The organism is Micromonospora sp. NPDC050495, assembly GCF_040655175.1.
GTDB lineage: Bacteria > Actinomycetota > Actinomycetes > Mycobacteriales > Micromonosporaceae > Micromonospora.
In genome coordinates, this window is the sequence record NZ_JBFAJK010000031.1 from 20,171 (window position 1) to 37,488 (window position 17,318).

Here is a 17,318-nt window from a genome sequence, read left to right on the forward strand (position 1 = left end):
AACATATTTGACGAGTCAACTATTCCGCCACGGACCCTACCCCGGGTGGTGCGGCACACCCATCCGCGGACCGGTCGCCCGGAGCGGGGGCCGCCGGGCCCGGGGAGTCGCCGGGGCGCCCTACACCGTGCCACGGGGTGAGCGCCGGGCGCGGGGCACGTGCCGGCGGTAGGCGCTCACCGTCGGGTCGCCGGCGAGCCAGAAACGCCACGGCACGTCGTGCGCGCCGGTGACGCCGACCCGAGGCCCGGTGGCGACGGCCGCCGGCGGCACCGACGCGACCGGCGGCCGCAGCCGGACCGGGCCGTCGCCGAGCAGGTCCGCGCCGTAGACGGACCGGTCGATGCCGAGCGCCGCGCAGAGCCGGGCGGGCCCGCGCGCGAGATCCACATCCCGGCGTACGGCCGGCCGGCGGGACCGGGCGAGGTCGAGCCCGTCGACCACCTCACCGGCCCGCAGCAGCACCGCCGAGGCCTCGCCGTCCGGCCCGGTGACCACGTTCACGCACCAGTGCATGCCATAGGTGAAGTAGACGTAGGCGTGCCCGGCCGGGCCGAACATCACCGCGTTGCGCGGGGTGCGCCCGCGGTGGGCGTGCGAGGCCGGGTCGCCCGCGGTGCCGGCGTACGCCTCCACCTCGGTGATCCGCACGGTCACCCCGTGACCGGTGAGGCGGCAGCCGAGCAGACCCCGGGCGGCGGGCTCGACCGGCCCGGCGAGCAGATCGGCGAGGCTGGCGAGGTCGCTTGCGGTCACGGACCGACCCTATCCGGCGCCCCGGGTGCCCGCGCAATCTGCTTTCAATAGGGTGTTGACAAGCGGTTGTTCAACAGGTTCTGATGGTGGGCATGGTCACGCTGGACAACGACCCGTTCACCGCTCCGGATGCTGCCCAGGCCCGGGCGCACCGCAACTACGCCGCGCTGATGCGGATCGCCGAGCGGCACGCCGGCACCGAGGCCGGTCGCCGGCGGTACGCGCACCCCGACGTCCCCGACGCCTACGAGGCGGCCACCCTGGTGATGGCCCTGGCCGGCGGCGCCGAGCTGGAGCCGGGCGAGGAGCCGGTCGACCAGGCCGACCTGATGGCCGCGCTGACCCTGATCCCGCACGTACGGGCCGAGGTCGACGCGCTGGAGGCCGGGCTGTTGCAGGTGGCCCGCGGCCGGGGCCTCACCTGGCAGGCGATCGCCTTCGGGCTCGGGCTGGGCAGCGCCCAGGCCGCCCGGCAGCGCTACGAGCGACTGGCCGTACGCACCGGCACCGGCGACTGATCCGACCCGGCGACAGCGGCGAGCCACCGCCCGGCACAGCCGGCACGGCACACTGGCCGGGGACCGACAGGGAGGACGCGATGCGGCGCGACGAGATGCGGGCCTACTGCCTGGCCAAGCCGGGCGCCTGGCTGGACCAGCCCTGGGAGGGCGACGAGGTGGTCAAGGTGGGCAGCCGGATCTTCGCCTTCCTCGGCGGACCCGACGGTGAGGCGCGGGTGGGGGTCAAGTGCGGCCCGTCCCGGGAGGTGGCCGACGAGTGGCTGCACCGCTTCCCGGAGGATGCCCGCTCCTCCCCCTACATCGGCCGCTCCGGCTGGAACACGCTGCGCCTGGGCGGCGCCATCCCGGACGACGAACTGCGCGAAGCGGTCGACGGGTCGTACGACGCGGTGGTGGCGAAGCTGCCCAAGCGCGAGCGGCCGACCGCCTAGCCCACACCCCCACCCAGCCCGCACCCGCGTCGCCGCCGCTGATCCCAGCGACGGGATGCGGCAAACGGGGGCATCCGGCGTCGAGGAAGGGCCGGATTGCCGCAACCGGAGTGGATCATCCTCCCGCCCGACGCGCGCCACGGCCGACGCGCCACCGCCGACGCGCGCCACCGCGGACGCGCCACCGTCGACGCCGCACCGTCGACGCGCCACCGTCGGCGCCGGCGCCGGCGCCGCCAGTCGGGCGCCCGGCGCCGGCCCGGAATTCCCGGGGGAGCCGCCGTTACCGCGACGCCGCCGTCACGGACGGCGCCCCCGGGACGAGGAGTCCCGGGGGCCGCCGTGCGGTACCGGAGTCAGCGGGGCACCACCCGCTCGGCGGCCCACTCCCGCCAGCCGGCCAGCCGGTCCGCGGCGGCCGCGAGCTGGTCGGCCACCGGGCCGGGGCCGGTGGAGCCGGGCGTGATCCGGGCGGCCAGCGCCGACCGCACCGAGAGCACGTCACGCACCGACGGGTCGAGGCGCGGGCTCACCGCCGCCAGGTCCGCGTCGGTGACCTCGTCGAGGGCGCAGTCCCGGGCCGCGCAGAGCGCCACCAGCTTCCCGGTGATCTCGTGGGCCTCGCGGAACGGCACGCCGCGCAGCACCAGCCAGTCCGCCACCTCGGTGGCGAGCGAGTAGCCGGTCGGCGCGTCGGCGACCAGCCGGTCGACCCGGACCGTCATCGTGGCGATCATCCCGGCCAGCGCCGGCAACAGCAGCTCCAGGGTGTCGACCGCGTCGAAGGCCGGCTCCTTGTCCTCCTGCATGTCCCGGTCGTACGCCATCGGCAGGCCCTTGAGCATGGTGAGCACGCTCATCAGCCCGCCCACCAGCCGACCCGACTTGCCCCGGGCCAGCTCGGCGATGTCCGCGTTCTTCTTCTGCGGCATGATCGACGACCCGGTGGCGAAGGAGTCGTCCAGCTCCACCCAGCCGAACTGCTGCGAGGTCCAGAGCACCACCTCCTCGCCGAGCCGGGACAGGTGCACCCCGATCATCGCGGTGACGAAGAGGAACTCGGCCACGAAGTCGCGGTCGGCGACCGCGTCCATCGAGTTGGCGAAGGAGGTGCGGAAGCCCAGCTCCTTGGCCACCACCACCGGGTCCAGCGGCAGCCCCGAGCCGGCCAGCGCGCCCGCGCCGAGCGGGCTGATCGCGGTGCGGTGGTCCCAGTCGCGCAGCCGCTCCAGGTCCCGCAGCAGCGGCTGCACGTGGGCGAGCAGCCAGTGCCCGAAGGTGACCGGCTGGGCGTGCTGCAGGTGGGTCATGCCGGGCGCCGCGGTGTCCACGTGCCGTTCCGCCTGCTCCACCAGCGCCTCGGCCAGCTCGACCAGCCGGGCCGCCACGCCCCGGGCGTGGTCGCGCAGGTAGAGCCGCAGGTCGGTGGCGACCTGGTCGTTGCGGGAGCGGCCGGCGCGCAGCTTGCCGCCCAGGGTGCCCAGCCGCTCCAGCAGGCCCCGCTCCAGGGCGGTGTGCACGTCCTCGTCGTCGACCGTGGGTCGGAACTCCCCGGAGGCGCAGGCGGCCTCCAGGTCGTCCAGCGCGGCCAGCATCCGCCCCAGCTCATCGGGGTCGAGCAGGCCCGCGCCGGCCAGGACCCGGGCGTGCGCCCGGGAGCCGGCGATGTCGTACGGGGCGAGGCGCCAGTCGAACTGGACGCTCACCGACAGCCGGGCGAGCGCCTCGGCGGGACCGCCGGCGAACCGGCCACCCCAGAGGCTCGTCCGGTTGGTGGCGGCGCTGTTCTCGGTCAGACTCTTGTCGTCCACCCCACCCATTGTGGCAGCGTTCACCTTTCACTCCCGACTGCGGGGCTCACTCGTTGAGCTCGCTCATTCGTCACGGTCAGCATCCGCCCAGCCGGGCGTCCCGGGCGGCGGCCATCCTGCTGGGCAGCCCCCACAGCTGCACGAAACCCTTGGCCAGGGACTGGTCGAAGGTGTCGCCGGTGTCGTAGGTGGCCATGCCGAAGTCGTAGAGGCTGGCCTCGGAACGCCGCCCGGTGACGGTGGCCCGGCCGCCGTGCAGGGTGAGCCGGACCTCGCCGCAGACGTGCCGCTGGGCGTCGTCGATGAAGGCGTCCAGGGACCTCTTCAGCGGCGAGAACCAGAGGCCGTCGTAGACCAGCTCGCCCCAGCGCTGCTCGACGCCGCGCTTGAACCGGGCCAGGTCCCGCTCGACGGTGACCGCCTCCAGCTCCCGGTGGGCGGTGATCAGGGCGATCGCGCCGGGCGCCTCGTACACCTCGCGGCTCTTGATCCCGACCAGCCGGTCCTCGACCATGTCGAGCCGGCCCACGCCCTGCGCGCCGGCCCGCCGGTTCAGCTCCAGGATCGCCTGGTACGGGGTCACCGTCTCGCCGTCGATGGCGACCGGCACGCCGGCGTCGAAGGTGATGACCACCTCGTCGGCGTCGCGCTCCTGCGCCGGGTCGGCGGTGTACGCGTAGAGCTCCTCGACCGGCCCGTTCCAGATGTCCTCGAGGAAGCCGGTCTCCACGGCCCGCCCCCACAGGTTCTGGTCGATCGAGTACGGCGACCGGGCCGTCACGTCGATCGGCAGGCCTCGCTCCTCGGCGAAGGCGATGGCCTTGTCCCGGGTCCAGGCGAAGTCCCGGGCCGGGGCGATGATCTTCAGGTCGGGGGCGAGCGCGCCCAGGCCGACCTCGAAGCGGACCTGGTCGTTGCCCTTGCCGGTGCAGCCGTGCGACACGATCGTGCCGCCGTGCTTCGTCGCCGCCGCCACCAGGTGTTTCACGATCAGCGGCCGGGACAGCGCGGAGACCAGCGGGTAGCGGTCCATGTAGAGGGCGTTGGCCCGGACCGCCGGCAGGCAGTACTCGGCGGCGAACTCGTCGCGCGCGTCCACCACCTCGGACTCGACGGCGCCGCAGTCCAGCGCGCGCTGCCGGATGACGTTCATGTCCTCGCCGCCCTGACCGAGGTCGACGGCGACCGCGACGACCTCGGCGCCGGTCTGCTCGGCCAGGTACGGGATGGCGACGGAGGTATCCAGGCCCCCGGAATAGGCCAGCACGACCCGCTCGGTCATGGTGTGGTGTTCCCTTCGACGTTTTCTCCCCGGCGGGCCCACCCGGCGAGCTTGTCGCCGAGCGCCGCCCCGCCGTCGGCCTCGCGGGCCACCACGAGGATGGTGTCGTCGCCGGCGATGGTGCCGACGATCTCGGACAGGCCCGCCCGGTCCAACGCGCTGGCCAGGTACTGGGCCGCGCCCGGCGGGGTGCGCAACACAGCGATGTTGCCGCTGGAGTCGACCCCGTTGAGCAGCTCGTGCAGCAGCCGGACCAGCCGGGCCGGGGCGGCCTCGGCCTCGCGCAGCGGCCGGTGGCCGTCCTCCGGGATCAGGTAGACGCCCCGCCCGTCGCCGCCGCGCGCGGTGACCGCGCCCAACTCCTTGAGGTCCCGGGAGAGGGTGGCCTGGGTGACCTGGATGCCGTCACCGGCGAGCAGGTCGGCCAGCTCGGTCTGCGAGTGGATGGCCTGGTCACGGATCAGCTCGACGATGCGGGCGTGCCGGGCGGCACGGGTCAGCGGGGCGGTCATGGTGTGGATGCCTCCAGGAGAAACGTCAGCAGCGCCTTCTGGGCGTGCAGCCGATTCTCCGCCTGGTCGAAGACCGCGCTCCGCGGCCCGTCGAGCACCCCGTCGGTGATCTCCTCGCCCCGGTGGGCGGGCAGGCAGTGCAGCACGACGGCGTCCGGCGCGGCGTGGCCGAGCAGCGCCTCGTTCACCTGGTACGGCAGGAACGGGGTGATCCGGTCGAGGCCGTCGGACTCCTGCCCCATCGAGGTCCAGGTGTCGGTGGCCAGCACGTGCGCGCCCCGGGCCGCCTCCGCCGGGTCGGTGAGCGCCCGGACCGAACCGCCGGTGCCGGTGGCGATCTTCTCGGCGCGGGCCACGATCTGCGGGTCGGGCTGGAAGCCGGCCGGCCCGGCCACCCGCACGTGCATGCCGGCGCTCGCCCCGCCCAGCAGGTACGAGTGGGCCATGTTGTTCGCCGCGTCCCCCACGTACGCCAGGGTGCGCCCGGCGGTGGCGCCGAACCGCTCGCGGACGGTGAGCAGGTCGGCCAGGACCTGGCACGGGTGGTAGGTGTCGGTGAGCGCGTTGATCACCGGCACGGTGGCGTGCGAGGCGACCTCGGCGATCCGGTCGTCGCCGTGGGTGCGCAGCACGATGGCCGCGACGTACCGGGAGAGCACCCGGCCGGCGTCGGCCAGCGTCTCGCCCCGCCCGAAGTGGGTGACCTGGGTGTCCACCACCAGCGGGTGACCGCCGAGTTCGGCGATGCCGGCGTCGAAGGAGATCCGGGTGCGCAGGCTCTGCTTGTCGAAGAGCACGGCCACCGACCGCGGCCCGGTGAGCGGCTGGTACGCGAACCGGTCGGCCTTCATCCGGGCGGCCAGGTCCAGCACGGTGGACTGCTCGGCGGGTGACAGGTCGTCGTCGCGCAGGAAGTGCCGGATCATGCGGGGACCTCCGTGGTGGTCGGGCCGGCGGAGCCCGGCGCGGGGGCGGGCAGGGTCGCCGCGGGAGCGGCCACCGCCGCGTCGAGCGCGGCGGGCAGAGCGGCCAGGAAGGCGTCGGCCTGCTCGGCGGTGAGGATCAGCGGCGGGGCGAGCCGCAGCACCCCGGGCTGCACCGGGTTGACCAGGAAGCCCGCCGCGCGCAGCGCGGTCGCCGCCGCGGCGGAGACCGGCTGGTCGAGCACGATGCCGAGCAGCAGGCCGGCGCCGCGTACCCCGGTGACGAGCGGGTGGCCCAGCGCCTCGACGCCGCGGCGCAGCCGCTCCCCGATCCGCTTGACGTGGTCGAGCAGCCCTTCGCTGGCGATGGTCGAGATCACCGCGAGGGCGGCGGCGCAGCTGACCGGGTTGCCACCGAAGGTGGTGCCGTGCGAGCCGGGGGCGAGCAGCTCGGCGGCCCGGCCGAAGGCCAGGCAGGCCCCGATCGGCAGGCCACCGCCGAGCCCCTTGGCCAGGGTGACCAGGTCCGGCTCGACACCCTCGGCCTGGTGGGCGAACCAGTGGCCGGTGCGGCCGACGCCGGTCTGCACCTCGTCGAGCACCAGCAGCGCGCCGTGCGCGGCGGTGATCCGCCGGGCCTCGGCGAGGTAGCCGGGCGGCGGGACGACCACGCCGTTCTCCCCCTGGACCGGCTCCAGGATCACCATGGCGGTGGCGTCGGTGACCGCCTCGGCGAGGGCGGCCGCGTCGCCGTACGGCACGTGGCTGACGTCGCCGGGCAGCGGGCGGAACGGGTCGGCCTTGGCGGGCTGGCCGGTCAGCGCCAGCGCGCCCATGGTGCGGCCGTGGAAGCCGCCCTGGGTGGCCACCACGTGGCGGCGCCCGGTCAGCCGGGAGAGCTTGAAGGCGGCCTCGTTCGCCTCGGCGCCGGAGTTGGCGAAGAACACCCGGCCGGGGCGGCCGGCGAGGGCCAGCAGCAGCTCGGCCAGGGCGACCGGCGGCTCGGCGACGAACAGGTTGGACACGTGGCCGAGGGTGGCCACCTGCCGGGAGACGGCGGCCACCACGGCCGGGTGGGCGTGGCCCAGGGCGTTGACCGCGATGCCGCCGAGCAGGTCGACGTACTCCCGGCCGGCCTCGTCGACCACGACGGCGCCGGAGCCGGCGACCAGCGCCAGCGGCGGGGTGCCGTAGTTGTCCATCATGGCCGCGCCCCAGCGCTCGACCAGTGTGCTCATGACCCGACCGTGCCTTCCGTCGTCTCGGCCGGGTCGCGCGCGGGCTCGCCGCTCACGACCATCGTGCCGAACCCTTCCGAGGTGAAGACCTCGAGCAGTGTGGAGTGGGCGACCCGGCCGTCGACGACGTGCGCGGCGGGCACTCCCCCGCACACGGCCCGCAGGCAGGCCTCCATCTTGGGGACCATCCCGGCTTCCAGGGACGGCAGCAGCTTCGCCAGGTCGTCGGTGGTGATCTCGCTGACCAGGCTGGCCGTGTCGGGCCAGTCGGCGTAGAGGCCGGCCACGTCGGTGAGCACCACCAGCTTGCGGGCGTCGAGGGCGACGGCGAGCGCGGCGGCGGCGGTGTCCGCGTTGAGGTTGTGCAGTACCCCGTCCGCGTCCGGCGCCACGGTGGAGATCACCGGGATCCGGCCGGCCGCGATCAGGTCGGTCACCGCCGAGACGTCCACCGACTCCACGTCGCCGACCTGCCCGACGTCCACCGGCTCCCCGTCCACGTACGCCGGGCGGCGCACGGCGGTGAACAGGCCGGCGTCCTCGCCGGAGAGGCCGACCGCGAACGGTCCGTACGCGTTGATCAGCCCGACCAGTTCCCGGCCGACCTGGCCGACCAGGACCATCCGGACCACGTCCATCGCCTCGGGAGTGGTGACCCGCAGGCCGCCCTTGAACTCGCTGGCGATGCCGAGCCGGCCGAGCATCGCGGAGATCTGCGGTCCGCCGCCGTGCACGACGACCGGCTTGAGGCCGGCGTACCGGAGGAAGACCATGTCGGCGGCGAAGGCCCGCTGCAACGCCGGGTCGACCATGGCGTTGCCGCCGTACTTGACCACGACGGTGGCCCCGGAGAAGCGGGCCAGCCAGGGCAGCGCCTCGATCAGCGTCTCGGCCTTGACCTGGGCCCGGCTGAGGTCGGCGCTCAGGCTCGCGCTCACCGGGCTGGCCTTTCGTTCGCGACTGCGGGACTCCGCTGCGCTGCGTTCCTCGCGCTCACCGGGCCGACCTTTCGTTCGCGACTGCGGGACTCCGCTGCGCTGCGTTCCTCGCGCTCATGTTGAGTACGCCGAGTTCTCGTGCACGTACGCGTGCGACAGGTCGTTGGTCCAGACGGTCGCCGCCGCGGTGCCGGCGTGCAGGTCGATCCGGATGGTCACGTCCCGGCCGGCGAGGTCGACCTTGGCGCGGTCCTCGGCGGCGGCGCCGCCCCGGCAGACCCAGATCCCGTTGACCGCGACGTCCACGCCGTCCGGTTCGAAGGCGGCGGCGGTGGTGCCGACCGCGGCGAGGATCCGCCCCCAGTTCGGGTCGTTGCCGAACAGCGCGGTCTTGACCAGGTTGTTGCGGGCCACCGAGCGGCCCACCTCGACGGCGTCGTCCTCGTCGGCCGCGCCGACCACGTCGATGGCGATCTGCTTGGTGGCGCCCTCGGCGTCGGCGATCAGCTGCTGGGCCAGGTCGTGGCAGGCGGCGGTGACCAGGGCGGTCAGCTCCGCCGCGGTCGGCTCGATGCCGGACGCCCCGCTGGCCAGCAGCAGCACGGTGTCGTTGGTGGACATGCAGCCGTCGGAGTCGATCCGGTCGAAGGTGACCCGGGTGGCGGCCCGCAGCGCGGCGTCGAGGAGATCCGGCCCGGCCACCGCGTCGGTGGTGAGCACGCAGAGCATGGTGGCCAGGGCCGGGGCCAGCATGCCGGCGCCCTTGGCCATGCCGCCGACGGTCCACCCGCTGCCCTGGGCCACGGTGGTCTTCGGCCGGGTGTCGGTGGTCATGATCGCCTCGGCCGCCGGGTGGCCGCCGTCGCGGGACAGGCCGCGCACCGCGCCGCGTACGCCCGGCAGGAGTTTGTCCATCGGGAGGCGCTCGCCGATCAGGCCGGTGGAGCAGACCGCCACCTCGCCCGCGCCGACCATGAGCCGGGGGCTGCTGGCGGTGAGCACGGCGGCGGTGTGCTCGGCGGTGGCGTGGGTGTCCTGGAAGCCGGCCGGCCCGGTGCAGGCGTTGGCGCCGCCGGAGTTGAGCACCACGGCGCGGACCACGCCGCCGCGGACCACCTGCTGGGTCCAGAGCACCGGCGCGGCCTTGACCCGGTTGGCGGTGAAGACGCCGGCTACCCCGGCGTCGGGGCCGTCGTTGACGACCAGGGCCACGTCGCCGGCGCCGCCGGTCTTGAGCCCGGCGGCTACGCCGGCGGCCCGGAAGCCGCGGGGGGTGGTGACGGTCACGGTGCGGTCCTTTCGGTCGCGTCGGCGGGGCCACGCCGCGCGGTCACGGTGCGGTCCCCCAGCCGGAGAGGCCGGTGGTCTCGGGCAGGCCGGACATCAGGTTGGCGTTCTGTACGGCCTGGCCGGCCGCGCCCTTGCCCAGGTTGTCGATGGCGCTGACCACGATCACCCGGCCGGAGTCGGCGTCCACGGTGGCCTGGAGGTGGCAGGAGTTGGCGCCGGCGGTGGCGGCCGTGTGCGGCCAGACGCCGACGGGCAGCACGTGCACGAAGGGCTCGTCGGCGTATGCGTTCGCGAGCACCGCGCGCGGGTCGGCGTCGCCGGTGGGCCGGGCGGTGACGGTGGCCAGGATGCCGCGCGGCATGGGCGCGAGGACCGGGGTGAAGGAGAGGCCGGTCGCCCCGGTGGCCTGCTTGATCTCCGGCACGTGCTGGTGCGCGCCGACCTTGTAGGGGGACAGGTCGCCCATCACCTCGCTGCCGAGCAGGTGCGGCTTGGCGGCCCGGCCGGCGCCGGAGGTGCCGGAGGCGGCGACCACCACCACGTCGGCGGGGTGGACCGCGCCGGCGGCGATCAGCGGGGCGAGGGCCAGCGTGGTGGCGACCGCGTAGCACCCGGTGTTGGCCACCCGGGTGGCGGCGGCGACCGCGGCCCGCTGGCCCGGCAGCTCGGGCAGCCCGTAGGTCCACGTGCCGGCGTGGTCGCCGCCGTAGTAGCGGGCCCAGGCGGCGGCGTCGGCGAGCCGGTGGTCGGCGCCGAGGTCGACCACCTTGACGGTGCCGGGCAGGGCCGCGGCGAGGGCCGCCGACTGGCCGTGCGGCAGGGCCAGGAAGACCAGGTCCGCGTCGGCCAGGGTGGCCGGGTCGGTCGCCCCGAACACCAGGTCCAGCCCGGTGAGCTGCGGGTGTACGGCGGCGACGGGCTGACCGGCCGAGGAGTGCGCGGTGGCGGCCACGAGGTCGAACTCGGGGTGCCCGGCGAGCAGCCGGAGCAACTCACCGCCGGCGTACCCACTGGCGCCGGCGACCGCGACCCGGATACCCATACTCACCTCCGCATGACTATGCAGAGTAGGTTAGCAGCGGTGATCGGCCCCTGCAAGTTCATGCAGTCGACTGCATGAACTTGGCGTTCACCCCGTGGGCCACGCTCACCCGGCCGGCGGCAGGCCGGGTGGCGGGGTCATCCGCCTTGGGAACAGCCGCCAGCTGATCACGTTCGAGACGGCGATGCCGGCCACCACCAGGGCGGCGGCCACCGCCACCAGCAGCGGCGGCAGGGCGACCGTCGCCGGGGCCAGGATCGCGAGCACCGCGATCCCGATCGGCCGGGACCAGGAGACCCGGCTGAACGCGGCGTAGTCGAGCGTCGCCCGCCCGACCAGGAACAGCGCCGGCCCGCCCAGGATGGTCACCGTCCAGGCCACCCGGTTCCCGTCGAAGGGATGCGCGATGATCAGCTTGTCCCCCACCCCGGTGACCGCCACGCCGATCACCATGACCAGGTGCGCGTACGCGCCGAGGTCACCCACGTACGCCGGGGACCGGGACGAGGCGATGGCGGCGGGGAGCATCTCGCCGGCCCGGTAGTAGTAGATCTGCCAGAGAAGCACGGTGGTCACGAACGCCACCAGCAGCGCCGCCGTCCGCTCCCGCTCGAACCCGTACGGGCTGAACTGGATGCCCGAGGTCAGGATCGTCTCACCGAAGGCGATGATCAGTACCTGCCGGTACCGGTCGGTCAGGTGCTCCTCGGCGATCGGCTGGCCCCGCAGGCCGGCGCGGCCGAGCCCCGGCGTCGGGAAGTCGAGCAGTCCGCCGGCGTAGTCGATCAGGATCGCCACGCTCCACAGCACCACCCGGGTGTCCTGGTCGGTGAAGATGCCGACGATCCAGGGCACCGCCGAGACGCAGGCCCAGAAGAGGATCCGGACACTGACCAGGCGGGCGTAGCCGTCCCCGGCGAAGAGCACCAGCCAGAGATGTCGGAGCACCTCGACGGCGACGTACACCGTGGCGAAGACGGCGGCCCGGTCCTGGAAAGCCCCCGGCAGCGCGGCGGCCAGCAGCAGGGCGGCGAACATGGTCACCAGGACCATGACCTGGATCATCGGGCGGGTCGGATCGTACCGGTTGGCCGTCCAGGCCATCCGGTACCAGACCCACCAGACGGCCAGGGTCAGCACGAGCGCCGAGTAGAAGCCGCGCCAGTTCAGCTCCGTGTAGAGGCGGTCGGAGAGCCGGGTGAGGGCGAAGACCAGCACCACGTCGAAGAGCAGTTCGACGAAACCCGCCCGCTGCGGGGGCTGACGGCTCCCCGGCAGCTCAGCCGCCCGACCCGGCATGACCATGTATGTCGACCCTTGTCCCCGTTTAGCCGATCATCGCACGGGGCGGTGCGCCGGAGGCCGGGTCGACCGATCCGGCCGGGTGCGGTCACCGATCCCGGGACGGCCGTTCGGCGGTCACCGATCCCGGGGCTGCCGTTCGGCGCGGTCACCACCGGCGCGGTCACCGTCGGCGCGGTCACCACCGGCATCGGCACCACCGGCACGGCCCGCGTCGGTGCGGACAGCGCCGGCGCGCCGGCGCGCCAGGTGACCGGCCAGGGCCGCCAGCACCAGCGCCTCCGCGACCAGGACGGCGACCGCCCAGCCGGGGCCGAGCCAGTCGGCCAGCGTGCCGTACCAGTAGCGCACCAGCAGGGTCAGCACGGTGACCGCGAAGACCAGCGAGGTCAGGCCGTAGAGGGCGTACACGACCCGGTCCCGGGGCCGGTAAGCGCGCACCGCGCCCGGGCCGCGGCGCAGCAGCCGGCCGTAGAACCGGTAGGTGTCGGCCCGCAGGTCGGCCAGGTTCAACGCGTGGCTGAGCATGTAGTAGCCGTCGAGCCGGAGGAAGGGCACCAGGTTCAACGCGGCGGTCGCGGTGCCGAAGAGCAGCATCGTGCCGGCCAGGTCGTACAGGGCGCCGCCCGGCGTACCCCAGATCCGGACGGCGGCGAACGGCACCAGCGCCAGCATGCTCACGAACACCCCGGCGAACGCGGTGGCGACGCGCCGGCGCGGGGTGAACAGCACGATGTCGTCGACCTTGCAGTACGGGGCGAGCAGCGGGAAGCGCCACATCACCCCGATCTCGGTGCCGCGCCCCCCGAAGTGCCGGCAGGTCAGGCCATGCGCGCACTCGTGCAGCAGGACGATCAGCCAGGTGATCACCACCGAGGCGAGGATCGCGGCCAGCGGCCGGTCACCCCGGCCGACCACGCCGGCCAGCTCCGGCAGGTGGGTCGCCACGTACCCGGCGACGGCCAGCACGGCCAGCAGCGCCGGCACGACGAACCACCAGCTGAACAGCGGCGCCAGCCGGGGCAGCAACCGGTCGAAGAGCCGGTCCGGGTCGGCCAGCGGCAGCCGGGCCGACAGCGGGCCGCGCCGGCTGCGCGCCGCCCCCTCGGCGGCGGCCGAGGTGAGCCGGGCCAGGGCCGCCGGGTCGGTCGCGCCGTCGAGCAGTTGCCGCTGGTGCAGCATCCCGAACAGCTGCTGCCAGTTCTCCGGGCCGAGCCGGCGGCGGAACGCCGCGGCGTACTCGGCGGCCAGGTCGTCCAGGGTCCGGCTGCCGTCCATCCGGGACAGCAGGAAGTGCTCCCGCGGGCCGATCCGGTAGAACCAGCCGGTCTCCGGGTCCTTCACGTGGTGCACCAGCTTCTCGCCGCGCCACTGGCCGGGGCCGAGCACGATCCCGGCCCGCAGCCGCGGCCGGGTCCAGGTGGCGTCCACCGTCGTCATCGCGGGCCCGCCGGGGCCAGGTCGTCGCGCAGCGCGGTCCGCATCACGTACGACAGGTAGATCTCGTCGAGGATGCTCACCCCGAGCCGGTTGTTGGTCATGTGCACGTACGAGCTGAGCAGGATGGGCAGCGCGGCGTCCAGATCCCGGACCGGGGTGGGTTCGGCCCCGCCGCGCTGGAACACCAGCTCACCCCGCTCGACCGAGGCGACCACCCGGTCCCGCAGTTCGCGGCAGTGCGCCGCCCAGCGCCCCTCCACGCCCGTGGGTCGCACCGCCGCGGCGCCCCGGGCGGTCCCCCGGATCTGCGCCAGCCGGTCGCGCAGCGCCGCGTCCATCCGCCGGTAGCTGCCGTCGAAGCTGGCGTGGTAGTCGTCGCTCGGCTCGGCGTAGGAGACCTCCCAGAACCGGCGGTACTCGTCGAGGAAATCGGCGATCCGCCCGTCGTCGGTCAGGAAGACCGCGCACATCATCATGGTCAGCTGCGCGGAGAGGCCGAGCAGCACCGGCCGGACGTGCACGTTGGTGGTGGCCAGCAGGTCCAGCACCACGTCGCTGGAGTGCTCGAAGTGCCACTCCGCCAGCTCGATCCCGGCCGGACCGCCGTAGCGGCCGTACTCCCGCTCGTACGGGATGTGGTGGTAGCTGTTGTTGGCCCGCATCGGCATCACCCCGTCGGCGCCGTACTCCTCGTCCCACCGCTGCTGGCCGTACTCGGCGAGGAACATCTGCTTGTACAGCTCGCCCAGTCCGTCGCTGTCCACCTCGTAGAGCGCGGGACGGCGGCGCAGGAACGCCTCGATCGCCGCGTCCACCCGGACCCGCACCACGGCCGGGTCCACCCCGGGCGCGGGCAGCACCCGCAACCGCACGTGCGGCCCCTCCATCCAGTACTTGATGAAGAAGTAACGGCTGATCAGTCCCTCGGCCCGCAGCTCGTCCACCAGCGGCCGGACCCCCTCGACGAGCATCGGGTTGGCGTTGCTGGCGTAGAAGACGTGGACGCTGAGCCAGTCGTGCGCGACCGGGGAGGGGAAGTCGGTCATCGGACCACCTTTCCGGCGCGCACGCCGTTGAGCTCGACGGTCAGTTCGGTGACGTGGGTGCCGCCCGGCCCGCGCAGCACCTGCTCGTCGCGGTCCGGCAGCATCTCGGTGAGCACCAGGCGGCTGCCCGCGCCGCGCCCGGTGGCCTCCAGCAGTTGCAGGCAGAAGTGGCTGTCGAAGTCGACGTAGAGCGGCTTGTGCTCCGGCCGGCCGGCCGGCTGCGCGGCGCCGTCGTCGGCCGCCGGGGTGAGCCGGCTCCCCTCCGGGGTGGCGAAGACCCGCCGGGGCAGGCCGTTGTCGCGGCGCCACCGCTGCCAGCCCAGAAACCACTCGGCGTCACCGCAGTCCGGGGTACGCGGCGGCGGCAGGTGGTCCGGGTGCAGCTTCCACATCCGCCGCTGCAGCACCAGGTCGCCGTGCACGATGCGCGGATAGCCGGCGATCCCGTGCCCGGGCAGCGGCACCGTGGTCCCCGCCCACAGGTCCGGCTGCGCCATGCCGAGGTAGGCGAAGGTGAGCAGCACCTGCTGCACCTCGGGCAGCGCCATCGGCAGCAGGAAACCCAGGTAGACCGGGATCACCTCGGCGTCGAGCCGGCGCGAGCGCAGCAGCAGCCGGTCGGCCACCGGGTCGTGCTCGACGCTGAGGTCGTCCATGTGGATCTGCTCGGCCGCCGGCCGGAAACTGATCTCGCCCGGGCAGACCAGCTCGTACGGGGTGACCGCCGGGTGCAGGTTCAGGTTGGTGGCGTCGTACCCGCCCTTCAGCTCGGCGAGCACCGCGCCCGGCGGCGCGAGCCGGGCCAGCTCGGCGCGGAGCGCCCCGGCCAGGTCCTGATCGGCGAAGAGGTGCGCGAACCGGGAGAAGAGCAGGGTCATCCCGGAGTAGATCCGGTTGACCACCACCCGGTGCCGGTCGCCCTGGTCGGCGATCTGGAGGAAGAACGACCGCGGGTCGAGGGTGCCCAGGGTGTCCGGCACCATGGCGGCCACCGCGGTCATGAAGTCGCCGTCCAGGCGCAGCTCCTCGGCGCCGGCCGGCAGCCGGTCGTACGCCTCGTTCATCCGCCGGGCGACCTCGATCCGGGCGTCGTCCAGCGCGGTGATCTCCGCCTGCCGGAACCAGTTCTCCTGCCGCACGTAGCGGTTGTCGGCGTCGAACGCCCGGCGGCGCATCATCCGCCCGCTGTAGTGCTCGAAGAAGTCCTGCTGGAACTCGTGGGCGAAGGTGAGCAGGTCGTCGCAGCGGCCACCGGCGCCGTGGCGGGCCACGAAGAAGCCCTTGGTGGCCAGCCGGCGCGGCAGGTTGATGTCGAACACCGGCATGATCCGGGCCAGCGCCCGCAGGCCGGGCAGCACCTCCCGCTCCCAGCGGTCCCGGTCGGCGGTGACCGGCGCGCGGGTCACCAGGGTGGCGTCCTCGTAGAGCAGGGTGCGCGGCGCCGGCACGTCGGGGCGGCCCAGCTCGGTGTGGGCCGCGACCAGTTCCCGGCGGATGTCGGCGAGCGCACCGCGCCGCCCGGGCAGGTCGCGCTCCGGGTAGCCGGTGGCGAGCCGGTTGGCGGTGTCCACCCGCTCGGCGAGCCGGTCGGCCCAGTCGCGGCCGATCTCCCGCAGCGCCCGCCGGTAACCGTCGACCGGGTCGTCGGCGTGGATGTCCAGGTGCAGGTTGGGCACCACGAGCAGGCCCACCCGCAGCAGGTGGTGCAGGTACTGCTCGATCTCGGCGGCCGGCCGGCCGTCGGTGGCCAGCTCGGCGACCAGGTCCGCCATCCGGCGCACCCGGCCGCCGGCGAGCGCGGCCAGGATGTCGTGCAGGACCCGGCCGGTGGGCAGCACGAACAGCGACTCGTGGATCGACTCCATGGTGATCGCGGCCTCGCCGTCCTCCGAGCTGGTCCGGCGCCGGCGCAGGTAGCGCAGCCGGCCGCGCTCGATCCGCCAGCCGGTGGTGACGGTGACCGGCAGGTCCGCGCGGAGCGTCTCGTCGGCGAGCACCACCGCCGACAGCCGGCCCAGCGCGGCCAGGTTGAGCCGGGCCGCCCCACGCTTCGCGTCGCCGGTGCGACCGGTGGCCGGCTCCACGTGCAGCAGCGGGCCGGCGTGCGGGGCGAAGGTGCCCACGTTGACCGTGGTGAGCCGGCTGAACGGGCTGGTCTTGCAGGCGGTGCGCAGCGCGTACTCCAGCAGCGACCGCTCCACCCGCCGGGCCCGCTTGCCGAGCCGGCCGGGCGTGGCCAGGTAGGTGGGCAGGTACTGGTCCAGCGACGGCGAGGCGAGCAGGATGCCGCCGCGCAGGTCCGGGTCGTCGGCCAGCTCGCGCAGCACCTCGCGGCGCTCGGCCAGCTCCGCGGCCAGCACCGGCGCCCCGCCGGCCAGCTCCCGGCGGTACGCCGCGAAGGTGTCCAGCCAGTCCACCAGCAGCCGGTGGGTGTCCGCGCCGAGCGGTCCAGCGGGCCAGGCCGCCGGGTCGGCGGGGTCGGGCCGGCGCAGGTTCCACACGTCCCGGCGCAGCCGGATCAGCCGCCGCCGCAGCCGGTCGTCGTCGAGGTTGCGGGCCACCGCCTCCTGCAACGCGTCGGCCAGCGGCGGCCCGGCCGCCCGCAGCCGGTCCTCCAGGTCGAGGGTCCGGCGCGCCCACCCGGCGCTGCGGTCGAAGGCGAGCCGGTCGGCGACCTCCAGCGGCAGGCCGGCGGTACGCAGCATGAACACCTCCGGCATCCGCCAGGACACCTCGGTGACCGCTGGCGCGGGCAGGGACACCGTCACGGGTTGCTCCTTCGTCGA

15 protein-coding genes are annotated in these 17,318 nt (G+C 74.3%); 2 read left to right on the forward strand and 13 right to left on the reverse strand.

Going from position 1 to position 17,318, the window contains the following annotated elements; all coding sequences use genetic code 11:
- Positions 1-120: 120 nt before the first annotated feature.
- Positions 121-756, reverse strand: a complete 636-nt coding sequence (locus tag AB0I11_RS24700; RefSeq protein WP_357324975.1) for a DNA-3-methyladenine glycosylase — start codon at positions 754-756, stop codon at positions 121-123.
- A gap of 92 nt (positions 757-848) precedes the next feature.
- Here AB0I11_RS24700 and AB0I11_RS24705 point away from each other — a divergent pair, with 92 nt between their 5' ends.
- Together AB0I11_RS24705 and AB0I11_RS24710 are read left to right on the forward strand one after the other, a co-directional pair.
- Entirely contained in the window at positions 849-1,274 is a 426-nt protein-coding gene (locus AB0I11_RS24705) for a DNA-binding protein (protein ID WP_357324979.1), read from the forward strand.
- Between the two features lie 80 nt (positions 1,275-1,354).
- Positions 1,355-1,708: an MmcQ/YjbR family DNA-binding protein gene (locus tag AB0I11_RS24710; RefSeq protein ID WP_357324982.1), complete on the forward strand. Its 354-nt coding sequence runs from the start codon at positions 1,355-1,357 to the stop codon at positions 1,706-1,708.
- Positions 1,709-2,064: 356 nt separating this feature from the next.
- Here AB0I11_RS24710 and argH read toward each other — a convergent pair whose 3' ends face one another.
- The 12 genes from argH to AB0I11_RS24770 all read right to left on the reverse strand — a co-directional run bounded on the left by argH (position 2,065) and on the right by AB0I11_RS24770 (position 17,300).
- Complete coding sequence (gene argH, locus AB0I11_RS24715; RefSeq protein WP_357325145.1) at positions 2,065-3,528, reverse strand: argininosuccinate lyase; 1,464 nt, start codon at positions 3,526-3,528, stop codon at positions 2,065-2,067.
- A gap of 67 nt (positions 3,529-3,595) precedes the next feature.
- Complete coding sequence (locus AB0I11_RS24720) at positions 3,596-4,801, reverse strand: argininosuccinate synthase (RefSeq protein WP_357324985.1); 1,206 nt, start codon at positions 4,799-4,801, stop codon at positions 3,596-3,598.
- A complete protein-coding gene (locus AB0I11_RS24725) occupies positions 4,798-5,313 on the reverse strand; it encodes an arginine repressor (protein WP_357324988.1) in 516 nt (171 codons plus the stop codon). The genes AB0I11_RS24720 and AB0I11_RS24725 overlap by 4 nt, the downstream gene beginning before the upstream one ends.
- Positions 5,310-6,239: an ornithine carbamoyltransferase gene (gene argF / locus AB0I11_RS24730; RefSeq protein ID WP_357324993.1), complete on the reverse strand. Its 930-nt coding sequence runs from the start codon at positions 6,237-6,239 to the stop codon at positions 5,310-5,312. The genes AB0I11_RS24725 and argF overlap by 4 nt, the downstream gene beginning before the upstream one ends.
- A complete protein-coding gene (locus AB0I11_RS24735; RefSeq protein WP_357324997.1) occupies positions 6,236-7,474 on the reverse strand; it encodes an acetylornithine transaminase in 1,239 nt (412 codons plus the stop codon). The genes argF and AB0I11_RS24735 overlap by 4 nt, the downstream gene beginning before the upstream one ends.
- Positions 7,471-8,412, reverse strand: coding sequence for an acetylglutamate kinase (gene argB, locus AB0I11_RS24740; RefSeq protein ID WP_357325000.1), 942 nt, complete (start codon positions 8,410-8,412; stop codon positions 7,471-7,473). Before argB ends, AB0I11_RS24735 begins: the two co-directional genes overlap by 4 nt.
- A 114-nt stretch (positions 8,413-8,526) precedes the next feature.
- Positions 8,527-9,699 (reverse strand): bifunctional glutamate N-acetyltransferase/amino-acid acetyltransferase ArgJ, encoded by a 1,173-nt coding sequence (gene argJ / locus AB0I11_RS24745; RefSeq protein ID WP_357325004.1) that lies wholly within the window; start codon positions 9,697-9,699, stop codon positions 8,527-8,529.
- Between the two features lie 43 nt (positions 9,700-9,742).
- The gene (gene argC, locus AB0I11_RS24750) at positions 9,743-10,744 is read right to left on the reverse strand and encodes an N-acetyl-gamma-glutamyl-phosphate reductase (RefSeq protein WP_357325007.1); all 1,002 of its coding nucleotides are present in this window, start codon (positions 10,742-10,744) and stop codon (positions 9,743-9,745) included.
- A gap of 105 nt (positions 10,745-10,849) precedes the next feature.
- A complete protein-coding gene (locus AB0I11_RS24755) occupies positions 10,850-12,049 on the reverse strand; it encodes a low temperature requirement protein A (RefSeq protein WP_357325010.1) in 1,200 nt (399 codons plus the stop codon).
- 114 nt (positions 12,050-12,163) lie between these two features.
- Entirely contained in the window at positions 12,164-13,486 is a 1,323-nt protein-coding gene (locus AB0I11_RS24760; protein ID WP_357325014.1) for a M50 family metallopeptidase, read from the reverse strand.
- Positions 13,483-14,532, reverse strand: coding sequence for a lantibiotic dehydratase C-terminal domain-containing protein (locus AB0I11_RS24765; protein ID WP_357325017.1), 1,050 nt, complete (start codon positions 14,530-14,532; stop codon positions 13,483-13,485). Before AB0I11_RS24765 ends, AB0I11_RS24760 begins: the two co-directional genes overlap by 4 nt.
- The gene (locus AB0I11_RS24770; protein WP_357325021.1) at positions 14,529-17,300 is read right to left on the reverse strand and encodes a lantibiotic dehydratase; all 2,772 of its coding nucleotides are present in this window, start codon (positions 17,298-17,300) and stop codon (positions 14,529-14,531) included. The genes AB0I11_RS24765 and AB0I11_RS24770 overlap by 4 nt, the downstream gene beginning before the upstream one ends.
- Between the last annotated feature and the right edge of the window lie 18 nt (positions 17,301-17,318).

What these genes read in the sequence shown, in the direction of transcription:
- AB0I11_RS24765 (WP_357325017.1), bottom strand. Translation starts at nt 14,532, where the DNA reads ATGACCGACTTCCCCTCCCCGGTCGCGCACGACTGGCTCAGCGTCCAC.
- argC (WP_357325007.1), bottom strand. Translation starts at nt 10,744, where the DNA reads ATGGGTATCCGGGTCGCGGTCGCCGGCGCCAGTGGGTACGCCGGCGGT.
- AB0I11_RS24720 (WP_357324985.1), bottom strand. Translation starts at nt 4,801, where the DNA reads ATGACCGAGCGGGTCGTGCTGGCCTATTCCGGGGGCCTGGATACCTCC.
- AB0I11_RS24755 (WP_357325010.1), bottom strand. Translation starts at nt 12,049, where the DNA reads ATGGTCATGCCGGGTCGGGCGGCTGAGCTGCCGGGGAGCCGTCAGCCC.
- AB0I11_RS24725 (WP_357324988.1), bottom strand. Translation starts at nt 5,313, where the DNA reads ATGACCGCCCCGCTGACCCGTGCCGCCCGGCACGCCCGCATCGTCGAG.
- AB0I11_RS24735 (WP_357324997.1), bottom strand. Translation starts at nt 7,474, where the DNA reads ATGAGCACACTGGTCGAGCGCTGGGGCGCGGCCATGATGGACAACTAC.
- AB0I11_RS24705 (WP_357324979.1), top strand. Translation starts at nt 849, where the DNA reads ATGGTCACGCTGGACAACGACCCGTTCACCGCTCCGGATGCTGCCCAG.
- argF (WP_357324993.1), bottom strand. Translation starts at nt 6,239, where the DNA reads ATGATCCGGCACTTCCTGCGCGACGACGACCTGTCACCCGCCGAGCAG.
- AB0I11_RS24710 (WP_357324982.1), top strand. Translation starts at nt 1,355, where the DNA reads ATGCGGCGCGACGAGATGCGGGCCTACTGCCTGGCCAAGCCGGGCGCC.
- AB0I11_RS24760 (WP_357325014.1), bottom strand. Translation starts at nt 13,486, where the DNA reads ATGACGACGGTGGACGCCACCTGGACCCGGCCGCGGCTGCGGGCCGGG.
- argH (WP_357325145.1), bottom strand. Translation starts at nt 3,528, where the DNA reads ATGGGTGGGGTGGACGACAAGAGTCTGACCGAGAACAGCGCCGCCACC.